Raw genomic sequence first — 11,384 nt, 5'->3', positions numbered from 1 at the left:
CGGGGAGCACGGCGACCGCGGCTCCGACCACGGTCGCCGTGCTCCCCGCGACCACCGCCTCCGCGCGCGTCGTCCTGAGCGGGGTCTCGACCACCAGCGGCACGGTCGCCGGCGGCACGAGCGTCACGCTCCAGGGCTCGAACCTCGACTCGGTCGCCTCGGTGCGCTTCGGCGATCTCGAGGGCAGCGTCGCCGTCGAGAACCCCGACCAGATCACGGTCGTGGCGCCTCCCGCGTCGGGCGAGGTCGAAGGAGTCGTGCCGGTCGCCTTCTTCGACGCCAGCGGCGCTCCCATCACCTTCGACGCGGTGACCGAGGCCGCCGCAGCGGTCACCGCCGGCGGGACGCCCGTCGATCAGGCGCAGACCGCGCTGGCCACGACCGCCCCCGCGCCCGTCGCGGACCCGGCGGCGGACCTCGCCGCGCCGACCCCCTCCTCGACTCCGGCCGCCGAGGCGCTGCCGACCGCGACGGGCGTGCTGGCCACCACCAAGGTCGTGGCCTCGGCCATCACGTTCGCGTACACGCCCGACCCCGCGATCGAGGCCGCGAAGGCCGCCGCGGCACTCGACGCGAGCCGCCTCGCCTCGCAGCTGGACTACGTCCAGACGTACTGGAACGAGTACAACTCGGCGCAGTACGGCGTGATCGCGGGCAACGACTGCGTGAACTTCACCTCGCAGTCCCTGATCGCCCGCGGCTGGGCCATGGACTCCGAGTGGAGCTTCTCGTCGGGCGGCGGGTACAGCTCGGCCTGGGCGTCGTCGACCGCCTTCAACTCGTACCTCGCCTCCCACCCGGAGCGGGCGACGCCCCTCACGAACGACCAGCGCGACCAGGTCGAGGTCGGCGACGTCGTGCAGTTCGACTGGGACGGCTCCGGCGACTGGGACCACACCGGCATCGTCACGAGCGTCGACGGGGACACGATCCTCTACGCGTCGCACACCGTCGACAACTTCGACCAGGACATCGACTCCGCCTCGGCCGGTCGCATCATGTTCTGGAGCGTCTGACGCCGGAACGCGGAAGAGGCCGCCCCCGCCTGAGCGGTGACGGCCTCCTCGTCAGGAGCGGGGAAGTCAGTTCTTGAAGACGTCCTTGACGTCCTCGCCGACCTTCTTGGTCTGCGCCTTGGTCTGGTCGGCCTGCCCCTCGGCCTCGAGGCGCTCGTTGTCGGTCAGCTTGCCGGCCGCCTCCTTCGCCTTCCCGAGCAGGTTCTCAGCAGCGTTGCGGATCTTGTCGTCGGCACCCATCAGGGCCCCCTTCGTTCGATTCGGTGATCCTCCCGCGACGGCCGCGGGAGGAGTGGTGCCTGCGCGCGCTGCGCGCAGGGGTCAGGCGACGCGGTCCTCCTTGGAGAAGCCCGCGCGGGCGCTCGAGGCGACCTCCAGCACGACCGGGAGGCGGACTCCGAGCAGGCGGTCGAGGCTCTCGACCTCCGTGCGCACCGAGTCGACCACCGTGCGCGGCGAGACTCCGGAGCGGGGGAGGACCCGGACCTTGAGTGCGGTGGTGGACCCGTGCGCGTAGGCCGAGACCGTCACGTCGAGCAGGTCGCCGCGGCCGGCGAGGGCGTTCTCGAGGACGTCCTCGGCGAATCCGGTGGCGAACTCGACCGAGCCGGCCGGGCCGCCCTCGGCGGTGGCGTCGTCGCGCAGCACGGTGCCGGTGCGGCCGCGGCCGTGCGCGAAGGCGAGCACCAGGGCGATGACGATGCCGAGGAGGCACACGCCGACGATCGCGTAGAGGGGCCAGAGCACGGCGGTGTCGCTCCACGGCGTGCCGTCCTCGGGGGAGATCCGGGAGACGAGGGCCGCCCCCTGATCGGAGCCGAAGGACGAGACCGCGTCCCGCACGGGCTGCGAGACCGCGACCAGGACGAGCCCGGCGGTGACGGCGGCCAGTACGAGACCGACGAGGAGAAGGATCAGGCGGTTGACGAAGCGGTTGCTCGTGGTCATCAGATCCTCCCGGATTCGGCGATGCGGACGGTGGCGCGGGTGACCGGCTGCGCGGAGATCCGCTCCAGCTCGGCGTCGAGGGCGCTCTGGACCGAGTCGCGGTCGACGCCGATGCCGGAGGCGGGCGTGATCGAGACGACCGCCGTGCGGCGTCCGATCGAGGCGCTGGTGTCCTCGCGCCGCGAGCGGGCCACGGTGCGGGCCGAGCGCGCGAGCGCCGAGGCGATCACTCCGTCGTCGACCACGACGGCGAGGCGTTCGTCGGCGATGGTGTGCCGGGCGCGCGCCCCCGGGGCGAGCGCCAGCACGAGCAGCACCAGCGCGAGCAGCCCGGTGAGGACCGCGATGCCGATCAGAGCGGAGGAGGCGAGCCCGCCCGCTCCGACCAGGGCTCCCAGCAGAGCGGAGGGCGCGATCAGCAGCGGGGCCGCGCCGAGGACGGCGAGCACCGCCTCGGTCCCGACGTACGCGGCGACCAGGGCGATCGCCACGAGGACGACGATCTGCGCGGCCGAGCGCGAGCGGTGGGTCTCGCGCCGCAGGAAGCGGCGGTAGCGCGCGTCGGGAGCGGCGTCGCGGGGGGATGCTGCCGTGCTCATGCGACTCTCCTCGTCTGTCGGGTGCGGGTGCCGTTCACCCGGATGTCGACCCGGGTGACGGTGCGGCCGGTCAGGGCCTGCATCCGGGCGGCGATGCGGCTCCGATCGCGGTGGAGGCGATCGAGCAGATTCCCCTCGCCGGCTCCCGGGGCGGCGGCGGGGTCCGAGCCCACGACGACGGGAGCCGTGACGGAGAGCGCGAGGCCCCCGCGGTCGTCCGACAGGCGGACGCGGATCGCGGACACCTCCACGCCGAGCTCCTCGTGCACGACGGCGAGCGCGGTGCGCTCGATCGAGCGGACACTGACGGTGACGGTGCCCGCCACCGGCGCGGGGGTGCCGGCGGCGGGACGCGACTGCAGGGCGGTGGTCATGACGACTCCTAGCGGGAGGTGGTGCGCCCGCGGAACACGTCCACGAGTCCGCGCACGTCGAGCGAGCCGTCGAGCATCCGCGTGATCAGGACGCCGAGCGCCATGAACACGGCGGTGAGGACGAAGCCCCAGAAGCCGAAGAGCAGGGCGGCGAAGGCGAGGATCGCACCGACGACGACGCCGAGGACGGTGCCCCGGCTCGCGGGGGCGGAGGGGGTGGGGGTGCTCATCGGACGCGGCTCTCGGTCTCGGCGGAGTCGTCGTCACCGGGGATGTGCACGTCGACGATCGCGACGTTGATCTCGGCGACGGCCATGCCGACGAGGCCGGTGATCGCCTCGCCCACGGCGTCGCGGACCCGGTCGGCCACGGTCTGCATCGGCACGGGGTACTCGACGACGAGGGTCACGTCGACCGCGACCTGCGTCTCGCCGACCTCGACGCGGACGCCCTGGGCCAGGTCGTTGCCGCCGACGGCGGAGCGGATGGCGCCGAAGGCGCGGGCGGCGTTGTTGCCGAGGGCGAAGACGCCGGGGACCTCGCGGGCCGCGATGCCGGCCACCTTCGCGATCACGGCGTCGTCGATGACGGTGCGGCCCTGCGCGGTGCCGGAGACCGCGCCGCCGAGGCTGGTCACGGTGTCGACGGACTTGTCGACGCGGGGGGTGGAGGGGGTGCGGGTGGTGTCGCTCATGGTGTCTCCTGTACGTCTCGTCGGCCGCGGTTCAGCGGTCGGGGGTCCTGGGCCCGGTCGGATCGACTTCGCAGTCTTCGTCGTCCCGGGCTGTGCTTACATGAGTGGGACGGAGCCCGGAGGGTGATTGTCACGGTCCGGATCGGGAAATTTCCTGACCATTGCCTGATAGGCGTCCGGCACGGTGCCCGACGGTCCGAGGAGAGAGGGCGTCATGCCTGGTCTGGAGTCGGCGAGCGATGCGCTCCTCGCCGAGCGCTCGGCCGAGGGCGACGTCCGAGCCTTCGAGGTCCTGGTCAAGCGGCACCAGTCGATCCTCCGGGCGTACGCCTGGCGGCTGACCGGCTCGCAGGCCGACGCCTCCGACGCCGTGCAGAATGCGCTCATCACGGTCTGGGCCCAGCTCCCGCAGCTCAAGGAGCCGGCGAGCGTGCGCAGCTGGATGATGCGGATCGTGAGCCGCGCGAGCGTCGACCTGCTGCGCCAGCGCCGTCCCGCCGACGACGTCGACGCCGTGGAGCACCCCGCCGCGACGGGGCCCGGCCCGTTCGAGGCCGCCGAGCGCTCCGACGCGATGAAGGCCCTCGCCCAGGCTCTCGCGCAGCTGCCCGACTCCCAGCGTCAGTGCTGGCTGCTCCGCGAGGTCGGCGGCGAGTCCTACGGCGAGATCGCCGAGCACCTGGGGCTGACCGTGACGGCTGTCCGCGGCAAGCTGGCGCGAGCCCGCGAATCGCTGGTCGTGGCGATGGAGGACTGGCGATGAAGGACGTCCCCGATGAAGGAGCAGGCGCGATGAACGCGGACGACACTCCGGCGGGCCCGGAGCGCGGCGACGCGCTCGAGGCCGCGCCCGTCGAGGGGGCTCCGGTCGACGGCGACGAGCTCACCCTCGACGACCTCAGCGACTACCTCGACCGTGGCCGGCTGCCGTACGACGCGGCCATCGAGGAGTCTCCGGAGCACCGCCGCACGCTGCAGGCCCTCGAGCGGGTGCGCGCCCTCTCGGGCGCTCTGATCGACGACGACGCCGAGCGGCTGCCGGCGCCCGAGGAGGGCTGGTTCGGCTCGATCCTCGCGCAGGTGCGCCGGGAGGCGCGGGCCGGTCGCGACATCCCGCTCGCCAGCCCCGAGCCGGACGTCGAGCTGACGATCACCGAGGGCGCGGTCCGCGGGCTCGTCCGCGAGGCGGGCGACAGCGTCCCCGGAGTGCTCGTCGGCCGCTGCCGGCTGGTCGGCGACATCGGCACTCCCGGGGCGGAGGTCGTGATCGAGGTCACGATCTCGGTGTTCTGGGGAGTGCCGATCGCGGACGCCGCCCAGCAGGTGCGCGAGCGCATCCACACCCGCCTCCTCACGCAGACCGAGCTGCGGGTCACGACGATCGACGTCCGCGTCGAGGACGTCTACCACCCCGGAACGGAGCAGTCGTGAGCGCGGCGGGCGGGGTCGTCGTGCCGCAGCAGCCGAGCGCGTCGTCCGAGCTGACCGCTCTCGCCCGTGCGGTGCCCGGCGTGTCGATGCTGGTGCCGGCGCGACCGGAGGCCCGCGACGTCCTCGCGCACGCCGCGACGGCGCTCGCGCCCTCGCCGATCCCGCTCCTGCCCGCGTCCCTCGGCACGGCCTCGGGCGGCACCTCCGCCGAGCCCGTGCTGGTGCGGATCGCTCCGGAGCACGTCGTCGTCTCGATCGATCTCGTGGTCTCGTCCGAGGCCTCGGCCCCCGGCGTGGCCCGTGCGGTCGGCGCCGCCGTGCGCGAGTGGTGCCAGCAGGAGCATCCGGAGCGGCGCGCGCGCGTCGCGGTGCGGATCGCGGCGGTCGACTAGGCGCTCTCGTCGAGCGGGCGCGCCGGCCCGGCGCCGCGTCGGCGGACCAGCGGCTCCGGCCTAGGCGTTGTGCCGCGCCAGGAACGCCTCGGTCTCGACGGTCGTCGGAGCCGAGACCGCTGCACCCTGGCGGGTGACCGACACGGCCGCGGCGGCGCTCGCCCAGCGCACGAGGGGGAGCAGCGCCTCCGGATCGGAGCGGTCGACCCCGTCGGCGGCGAGGCGGGCGGCGAAGGCGCCGCAGAAGGTGTCGCCGGCGCCGGTCGTGTCGACGGCGCGGACGCGGAAGGCCGGGGCGGAGGCGGGCTCGCGGTCGCGGACGGCGACGATCACCCCGTCCGAGCCGAGGGTGACGAGCACGAGCGGCACGAGCGCGGTGAGCGCGACGGCGAGGGCGGAGTCGTCGGCCGCGTCGATCCCGCGCTCGCGGCCCAGCTCGCGCGCCTCGTGCTCGTTGACGATCAGCACGTCGAGCTCGTCGAGCAGCTCGGCCGGCAGCGGCCGGACGGGGGCGGCGTTCAGGATCGTGACGACCCCCGCGGCGCGGGCGGAGCGGGCGGCCGCGAGCACCGTCTCCTGCGGCACCTCCAGCTGCAGCAGCAGCGCGGAGGCGGCGGAGACGACCCGCTCCTCGGCGGCCGTGAGCCCGGCGAAGGCGGCGTTCGCTCCGGAGTCGACGACGATCGCGTTCTCTCCCGAGTCGTCGACCGTGATCTGCGCGGTGCCGGTGCGGGTGTCCAGGCGCCGCGCGTGCACGACGAGCGGCTCTGCGGCGAGCACGGTCGCGAGCTCGTCGCCCGCCGAGTCGCGGCCCAGGCTCGTGACGAAGGCGGTGCCCCGGGCGGTGCGGGCCGCGGCGACCGCCTGGTTCAGGCCCTTGCCGCCCGGGAAGGTGCGGTAGTCGGAGGCGAGCACCGTCTCGCCGGGCGCCGGGATGCGGGCGACGCGGTAGACGTGGTCGAGGTTGGCGCTTCCGAGGACGACGAGGGGCATGCCCTCGACGTTAGGGCACGCGCAAGGGGCTCCGCTGGATCCGGCCCGCGCCTACGGTGGAGGCATGGACACTCGAATCTTCGGACGCACCGGTGCGCCCGTCTCCGTCGTCGGCCTCGGAACCTGGCAGCTCGGTGCCGACTGGGGTGACGTCGCCGAGAACGACGCCCTCGCGATCCTCGACGCCGCCGTGGAGTCGGGGGTCACCCTCTTCGACACCGCCGACGTGTACGGCGACGGCCGCAGCGAGCGCACGATCGGCTCCTACCTCGCCGCGCACCCCGACTCGGGCGTGTTCGTCGCGACCAAGATGGGCCGCCGCGTCGACCAGGTCCCCGAGAACTACGTGCTCGAGAACTTCCGCGCCTGGACCGACCGCTCGCGGAAGAACCTGGGCGTCGACACCCTCGACCTCGTGCAGCTGCACTGCCCGCCCACCTCCGTCTACTCCGACGACGCCGTCTTCGACGCGCTCGACACCCTCGTCTCCGAGGGCGCCATCGCCCACTACGGCGTCTCGGTCGAGCGCACGGAGGAGGCGCTCACCGCGATCGCGCGGCCGAACGTCGCGAGCGTGCAGATCATCCTGAACGCGTTCCGACTGAAGCCGCTCGACGCGGTGCTGCCCGCCGCCCGCGAGGCCGGGGTCGGCATCCTCGCCCGCGTGCCGCTCGCCTCCGGCCTCCTCAGCGGCCGCTACACGACCGAGACCACGTTCGCGGCCGACGACCACCGCAACTACAACCGCGAGGGCAAGGCCTTCGACGTCGGAGAGACGTTCTCGGGCGTCGACTTCGCGACCGGTGTCGAGGCCGCGCAGGAGTTCTCGCGCCTCGCCGCCGACCACGGCCTCGCCCCCGCGGCCGCCGCGCTCGCCTGGATCATCCAACAGGAGGGCGTGACGTCGGTCATCCCCGGCGCCCGCTCGCCCGAGCAGGCCCGCGCCAACGCGACGGCCGCCGACGCCGCCCCCCTGGGCCCGGCGTTCATGGAGGCCGTCAACGCCCTCTACGACACCCACTTCCGCCCCGCCGTCCACCCCCGCTGGTAGCGACCCGGCCCTCGAGTCGCCCGGAAGGGCTCGTTCTCCACCGCGAGAACGAGCCCTTCCGGGCGACTGAGCAGGGGCTGTGGAGAGTCGCGCGCGCGGTGGCACGGAAGTCGTCAGCATGGGCGCGTGCATGGAGAGCTTCCCGAGGGTGTGTTCCGCGTGTCAGAGGGGTACGCAGCGGGTGCGACGAGGGCAGCGCTGCGCGGTATGGGTGCGCCGGTGCGCGGCGTCCGATCGGTGCGGCCTGTGACGACTCTCGGCGACCGGTGCTCAGCCCTCTTGTACCGGCTCGGGAGGGAGGCGTTCGCGTGCGGGCCGACGGCTGCGCTCCTCTGGGGCGCTCCGCTGGATCTGCCCTGGGAACGCCGGACGGAACTCGACATCGCCGTCGCCGCCCCTCGGCGCGCGCCGCATGCAGACGGCATCTCCGGTCGGTCCCTCGCGATCGACCCTTCCGTGGAAGTCTTGACGTACCCGCTCGGACGGTTGACGACGGCGGCCCGCACCTGGTGCGATCTCGGTGCCGTCCTCGAGCTGGGCGATCTCGTCGCGGTCGGCGATTTCTTTCTGCGCGGGGGACTGTGCACGCAGGGCTCGCTCGAAGCAGCGGTCGCGCGGTACCGGTCCAGAAGAGGCCTCCGCAGACTGCGGGTGGCGCTCGGTCTTCTCGACGCGAGGGCCGAGTCGAGACCGGAGCCCCTCGTGCGTGTCGCGCTCGTCCTCGCAGGCATCTCCGGGATCGAGGCCAACGTCGAGATCCACCACGCCGGTGCGTTCCTGGGGCGAGTGGATCTCTGCATCGCCTCCGCACGGGTGATCGTCGAGTACCACGGCGACTACCACCGGGTCGAGCGCGACCGCTGGCGGCGGGACCGCGCGCGCATCGGCCGCCTCCGCGCCGCCGGCTATCCGGTCATCGAATTGACCGGCGACGATCTCTCCGACCTCGCGTCCGTCGTCGAGCAGGTCCGAGCCGCGATCCGACGCTGACTTGCCCGGAAGGGCTCGTTCTCGCGACGGAGAACGAGCCCTTCCGGGCCGTTCACGAAGGGGAGGGCTACGAGCCGAGGGCGGCGTCCACGATCGTGCGGGCCTCGGCCTGGACCTCGTGCAGGTGGTCGAGGCCGCGGAAGGACTCGGCGTAGATCTTGTAGACGTCCTCGGTGCCGGAGGGGCGCGCCGCGAACCACGCGTTCTCGGTGACGACCTTCACGCCGCCGACGCCCGCGCCGTTGCCCGGGGCCTTCGAGAGCTTCGCGACGATCTCCTCGCCGGCGAGCGTCGTCGCCGAGATGGCGTCTCCGTCGAGCTTTCCGAGCGCCGCCTTCTGCGCCTTGGTGGCGACGGCGTCGACGCGCTCGTAGACCGGGTCGCCGAAGCGCTCGGTCAGCTCGCGGTAGAGCGCCGAGGGGCTCTTGCCCGTCACGGCGATGATCTCGGACGCGAGCAGGGCCAGCAGGATGCCGTCCTTGTCGGTGGTCCACACGGTGCCGTCGAAGCGGAGGAACGACGCGCCCGCCGACTCCTCGCCGCCGAAGCCGACCGAGCCGTCGACGAGGCCGGGGACGAACCACTTGAAGCCGACCGGGACCTCCCACAGGCGGCGGCCGAGGGACTCCGCGACGCGGTCGATGATCGAGGAGGAGACCAGCGTCTTGCCGATCGCCGCGTCCTCGCGCCAGCCGGAGCGGTGCGTGTAGAGGTACTGGATCGCGACGGCGAGGTAGTGGTTGGGGTTCATCAGCCCGCCGTCGGGGGTGACGATGCCGTGGCGGTCGGCGTCGGCGTCGTTGCCCGTGAGCACGTCGTAGTCGCCGGAGCGGGCGACGACGGAGGCCATCGCGCTCGGGGACGACGGGTCCATCCGGATCTTGCCGTCCCAGTCGAGGGTCATGAAGCCCCAGGCCGGGTCGACCTCGCCGTTGACGACCGTGAGGTCGAGCTCGTACATCTCGGCGATCAGCTGCCAGTAGTGCACGGAGGCGCCGCCCAGCGGATCGGCGCCGATGCGCACGCCCGCCTTCCTGATCGCGTCGATGTCGATGATGTTCTTCAGGTCCGCCACGTAGTGGGTGCGGAAGTCGTACGTCTCGACGGCCGAGGGCTCGGCGGACTTCACGTCGCGGTTGCCGTCGGCGATGAGCTCGTTGGCGCGGTTCGCGATCCAGGTGGTCGCGTCGGAGTCGGCCGGCCCGCCGTGCGGCGGGTTGTACTTGAAGCCGCCGTCGCGGGGCGGGTTGTGCGACGGGGTGACGACGATGCCGTCGGCCTCGTCGGTGTGGGCCGGGTCGTTGTTCCAGCGGAGGATCGCGTGGCTGAGCGCCGGCGTCGGGACGAAGTCGTCGTACTCGTCGACGAGCACGCGCACCTCGTTCGCGACGAGCACCTCGAGGGCGGTGGTCAGCGCGGGCCGGGAGAGGCCGTGCGTGTCGGCGCCGATGAAGAGCGGGCCGGTGATGCCCTGCTCGGTGCGGTACTCCACGATCGCCTGCGTCACCGCGGCGATGTGGTCCTCGTTGAAGGCGGTGTCGAACGAGGATCCGCGGTGCCCGGAGGTGCCGAAGACGACCCTCTGGAGCGGATCGGAGACGTCCGGCTTGTTGTCGTAGTAGGCCCTCACGAGGGCTTCGACGTCGATGAGATCGGAGGCCTGTGCCGGCTTCCCTGCGCGATCGGTCATGGGGTCCATAGTGGCAGCCCGCTCCGGCCCGCGATACCGGCTGGACAGCCGGTGGCTAGGCTGTCCGCCATGCCCGACAGCGCCTCCGAGTCCCGTGTCTACAGCTATCTCGGGCCCTCCGGCACGTTCACCGAGGCGGCGCTCGCGCAGGTCCCCGAGGCGCGGGGTCAGCAGTGGCGCAGCGTCGCCAACGTCGGCGAGGCGCTGGGCGATCTGGTCTCGGGCCGCAGCCACGGCGCGGTGATCGCGATCGAGAACTCGGTCGAGGGCGGAGTGACGGCCACGCAGGACGCACTCGCCCGGATCCCGGGGCTGCGCATCGTCGGCGAGTACCTCGTCCCCGTCTCCTTCATCCTTGTGGCGCGTCCGGGCACGCGACTGGAGGACGTGCGCACCGTGGCCGCGCATCCGGTCGCCTACGGCCAGTGCCGGCAGTGGCTCGACTCCGAGCTGCCGAGCCACGAGTACCTCCCCGCGAGCAGCAACGTGCAGGCGACGGTCGATCTGCTCGCCGGCTCTCCCGCGGACGCCGCCATCGCTCCTCCGGGCATCGTCGCGCACCACGCGGTCGACGTGCTGGCCGAGCGCATCGGCGACAACCCGAACGCGGTCACCCGCTTCGTGCACGTCTCGCGGACGACGCGGCTGCCGGCGCCGACGGGCGCCGACAAGACGAGCCTGATCGCGGAGCTCCCCGGCGACGAGCCGGGCGCGCTGCTCGAGATGCTCGAGCAGTTCGCGACCCGCGGAGTGAACCTGAGCATGATCCAGTCGCGGCCGATCGGGGACGCCCTCGGCCGCTACCGGTTCGTGCTGGACCTCGACGGGCACGTCGCCGACGAGCGCGTCGCCGACGCCCTGCTGGGGCTGCGCCGCTTCAGCCCGGGTGTGATCTTCCTGGGTTCCTACCCCCGAGCGGATCGCCGTCCGGTCTCGTACGTGCGACGCTACGACGACGAGGTGTTCATCGAGGCGCGGGACTGGCTGCGCGGACTCCTCACCGCGGAGCCGGAGGTCGACGATGACTGACAGGGACGGGCACGACCCGGACACGAGCACGACGGGAGCGCCGACCCGCGAGCAGGTCGATCCGCGCTACGACCCGGTCTTCCAGCGGGGCTTCGCCGGGGGAGTGGACCGGGTGCGCGGCGACGACCGCGCCTTCGCCCGTCCGGGCGGCAACCCCCGGCCCGCGCACCGGCGGGC

At 73.0% G+C, this 11,384-nt stretch carries 16 protein-coding genes; 8 read left to right on the top strand and 8 right to left on the bottom strand.

Going from position 1 to position 11,384, the window contains the following annotated elements; translation table 11 throughout:
- Positions 1–1,016, top strand: a 1,016-nt coding sequence (locus tag NB037_RS16615; RefSeq protein ID WP_251947742.1) for an amidase domain-containing protein, incomplete at its 5' end; no start/stop codon positions are given.
- A 66-nt stretch (positions 1,017–1,082) separates the two neighbouring features.
- Here NB037_RS16615 and NB037_RS16610 read toward each other — a convergent pair.
- From NB037_RS16610 to NB037_RS16585, 6 genes are all read right to left on the bottom strand, one after another.
- Entirely contained in the window at positions 1,083–1,256 is a 174-nt protein-coding gene (locus tag NB037_RS16610) for a CsbD family protein (RefSeq protein ID WP_207403242.1), read from the bottom strand.
- 81 nt (positions 1,257–1,337) lie between these two features.
- Positions 1,338–1,964 carry a hypothetical protein gene (locus tag NB037_RS16605; RefSeq protein ID WP_251947740.1) on the bottom strand — a complete coding sequence of 209 codons (627 nt, stop codon included), beginning with the start codon at positions 1,962–1,964 and terminating at the stop codon, positions 1,338–1,340.
- On the bottom strand, positions 1,964–2,563 hold the full coding sequence (locus NB037_RS16600; RefSeq protein ID WP_251947737.1) for a hypothetical protein: 600 nt from the start codon (positions 2,561–2,563) through the stop codon (positions 1,964–1,966). The genes NB037_RS16605 and NB037_RS16600 overlap by 1 nt, the downstream gene beginning before the upstream one ends.
- On the bottom strand, positions 2,560–2,937 hold the full coding sequence (locus tag NB037_RS16595) for a hypothetical protein (RefSeq protein WP_251947736.1): 378 nt from the start codon (positions 2,935–2,937) through the stop codon (positions 2,560–2,562). Before NB037_RS16595 ends, NB037_RS16600 begins: the two co-directional genes overlap by 4 nt.
- An 8-nt stretch (positions 2,938–2,945) precedes the next feature.
- Positions 2,946–3,167 carry a DUF2273 domain-containing protein gene (locus NB037_RS16590; protein WP_207403238.1) on the bottom strand — a complete coding sequence of 74 codons (222 nt, stop codon included), beginning with the start codon at positions 3,165–3,167 and terminating at the stop codon, positions 2,946–2,948.
- Complete coding sequence (locus tag NB037_RS16585; protein ID WP_207403237.1) at positions 3,164–3,631, bottom strand: Asp23/Gls24 family envelope stress response protein; 468 nt, start codon at positions 3,629–3,631, stop codon at positions 3,164–3,166. The genes NB037_RS16590 and NB037_RS16585 overlap by 4 nt, the downstream gene beginning before the upstream one ends.
- A 214-nt stretch (positions 3,632–3,845) precedes the next feature.
- Here NB037_RS16585 and NB037_RS16580 point away from each other — a divergent pair, with 214 nt between their 5' ends.
- The 3 genes from NB037_RS16580 to NB037_RS16570 are packed head-to-tail and all read left to right on the top strand — an operon-like array spanning position 3,846 to position 5,454.
- On the top strand, positions 3,846–4,394 hold the full coding sequence (locus NB037_RS16580; RefSeq protein ID WP_251947733.1) for an RNA polymerase sigma factor: 549 nt from the start codon (positions 3,846–3,848) through the stop codon (positions 4,392–4,394).
- A 29-nt stretch (positions 4,395–4,423) separates the two neighbouring features.
- A complete protein-coding gene (locus NB037_RS16575) occupies positions 4,424–5,062 on the top strand; it encodes an Asp23/Gls24 family envelope stress response protein (protein ID WP_251947731.1) in 639 nt (212 codons plus the stop codon).
- On the top strand, positions 5,059–5,454 hold the full coding sequence (locus NB037_RS16570; RefSeq protein WP_251947729.1) for a hypothetical protein: 396 nt from the start codon (positions 5,059–5,061) through the stop codon (positions 5,452–5,454). The genes NB037_RS16575 and NB037_RS16570 overlap by 4 nt, the downstream gene beginning before the upstream one ends.
- Positions 5,455–5,514: 60 nt before the next feature.
- On the opposite strand, the gene NB037_RS16565 is transcribed toward NB037_RS16570, so the two are convergent.
- Complete coding sequence (locus NB037_RS16565; RefSeq protein WP_251947726.1) at positions 5,515–6,447, bottom strand: ribokinase; 933 nt, start codon at positions 6,445–6,447, stop codon at positions 5,515–5,517.
- A gap of 64 nt (positions 6,448–6,511) precedes the next feature.
- On the opposite strand from NB037_RS16565, the gene NB037_RS16560 reads away from it, so the two are divergent.
- Both NB037_RS16560 and NB037_RS16555 read left to right on the top strand, forming a co-directional pair.
- Positions 6,512–7,498, top strand: coding sequence for an aldo/keto reductase (locus NB037_RS16560; RefSeq protein WP_251947723.1), 987 nt, complete (start codon positions 6,512–6,514; stop codon positions 7,496–7,498).
- A gap of 246 nt (positions 7,499–7,744) precedes the next feature.
- Positions 7,745–8,488 (top strand): DUF559 domain-containing protein, encoded by a 744-nt coding sequence (locus NB037_RS16555; RefSeq protein ID WP_251947720.1) that lies wholly within the window; start codon positions 7,745–7,747, stop codon positions 8,486–8,488.
- 67 nt (positions 8,489–8,555) lie between these two features.
- Here NB037_RS16555 and pgm read toward each other — a convergent pair whose 3' ends face one another.
- On the bottom strand, positions 8,556–10,178 hold the full coding sequence (gene pgm, locus NB037_RS16550) for a phosphoglucomutase (alpha-D-glucose-1,6-bisphosphate-dependent) (RefSeq protein ID WP_251947717.1): 1,623 nt from the start codon (positions 10,176–10,178) through the stop codon (positions 8,556–8,558).
- A 69-nt stretch (positions 10,179–10,247) separates the two neighbouring features.
- Between pgm and pheA the strand changes: the two genes are divergently transcribed.
- Both pheA and NB037_RS16540 read left to right on the top strand, forming a co-directional pair.
- Positions 10,248–11,207 carry a prephenate dehydratase gene (pheA, locus tag NB037_RS16545; RefSeq protein WP_251947714.1) on the top strand — a complete coding sequence of 320 codons (960 nt, stop codon included), beginning with the start codon at positions 10,248–10,250 and terminating at the stop codon, positions 11,205–11,207.
- The coding region (locus NB037_RS16540; protein WP_251947709.1) for a hypothetical protein at positions 11,200–11,384 on the top strand (185 nt) is incomplete at its 3' end. The genes pheA and NB037_RS16540, both read left to right, overlap by 8 nt.

The sequence above is a fragment of the Rathayibacter rubneri genome (assembly GCF_023743255.1).
Lineage (GTDB): Bacteria > Actinomycetota > Actinomycetes > Actinomycetales > Microbacteriaceae > Rathayibacter > Rathayibacter rubneri.
This window is presented reverse-complemented; position numbering and strand designations above follow the sequence as displayed.